At 76.6% G+C, this 1282-nt stretch carries 2 protein-coding genes; one reads left to right on the top strand and one right to left on the bottom strand.

Features of this window, described 5'->3' with window-relative positions; genetic code table 11:
- The coding region (locus tag GA0115242_RS22565) for a histidine phosphatase family protein (RefSeq protein ID WP_093831310.1) at positions 1-647 on the bottom strand (647 nt) is incomplete at its 3' end.
- Positions 648-716: 69 nt separating this feature from the next.
- On the opposite strand from GA0115242_RS22565, the gene GA0115242_RS22560 reads away from it, so the two are divergent.
- On the top strand, positions 717-1282 hold a 566-nt coding region (locus GA0115242_RS22560), incomplete at its 3' end, for a phosphatase PAP2 family protein (protein WP_141721715.1).

Raw genomic sequence — 1282 nt, 5'->3', positions numbered from 1 at the left:
CCGGTGACCGGGGAGCCGGTGGGGCCGCCCTCGCCCGCCGGGGCCACGCTCGCCCCGGCCCACGACAGGGCCTTCCAGCCGTCGTCCGGCGAGCCCTCCAGGATCACCACGCCGGTGTTGTCCAGCCGGTGGCTCTCGGCGAACGCGATGTCGACGTTGTCGGCGCGGGCGGCGGCCCAGACCCGGATCGCCGCGCCGTGGCTGACCATCGCGACCGTCCCGGCGCCGCTCGCCGCGGCCTCGGCGACGACGGCGTCGTAGCGGCCCAGGGCCTCCGCGCCGCTCTCCCCGCCCGGCATCCGCAGCGCGGTGTCGCCCGCCGCCCAGGCGAACGCGGTCCGCATGTAGAGCAGGCCGGGCCCGGTGTCCCCGGGGACCTTCTCCAGGTCGCCCGCCTCCAGCTCACGGATGCCGTCGCGCACGAGCACGTCGAGACCGCGCGCCGCGGCCAGCGGGGCGGCGGTGAGCTGGGTGCGCACGAGGGTGGAGGCGTACAGCGCCTCGATGTCCTCGTCCGCGAGGGCCTCGGGGAGGGCGCGGGCCTGCCGCTCGCCCAGCTCGGTGAGACCGGGCCCCGGTACCGCGGTGTCGAGGAGGAAGTCGACGTTCGAGGGGGTCTGTCCGTGGCGGACGAGGATCAGACGCATGCGGGTCCTTCCGGATGTCAGCGGCCGTCCCCGGGACAAGAAACGGCCACTTCAGGGTACGGGGAGCGTATGACGCCAGATGTCGACCTCACCCTCCCGATCCCCGGCCCCCACCGTGTCCGCGACGCGCTGCTCTCGCTGGACAGCGGCCTCTTCGTGTTCGCGGCGGAACGGAAGTGGCCCGGCGCCGGGCCCGTCCTGCCGCGGCTGAGCCGGAGCGCGAACCACGGGATGCTGTGGATCGCCGTGGCGACGGCGATGGCGGCGGGCCGCACCCCGCGGGCCCGCCGCGCCGCCGCCCGGGGCATGGCGTCGCTCGGCCTGGCCTCGCTGACCATCAACACGGTCGGCAAGCGCTCGGTGCGCAGACCGCGCCCCGGCATCGACCCGGTGCCGCTGGCCCGGCGGCTGAAGCGGCAGCCGATCACCACGTCGTTCCCGTCCGGGCACGCGGCGTCGGCCGCCGCCTTCGCCACCGGGGTGGCCCTGGAGTCCCCCGCGTGGGGCGCGGTGGTGGCGCCGGTCGCGCTCTCGGTGGCGATGTCCCGGGTCTACACCGGGGTGCACTTCCCGAGCGACGTGCTGGCGGGCGCCGCGCTGGGCACGGGGGCCGCCTTCGCCGTCCGGGCCCTGGT

The organism is Streptomyces sp. SolWspMP-5a-2 (genome assembly GCF_900091845.1).
GTDB classification, from domain to species: Bacteria; Actinomycetota; Actinomycetes; order Streptomycetales; family Streptomycetaceae; genus Streptomyces; species Streptomyces doudnae.
Note: the sequence above shows the minus strand (reverse complement) of the source record. Positions and strands in the feature narration are given on the sequence as shown.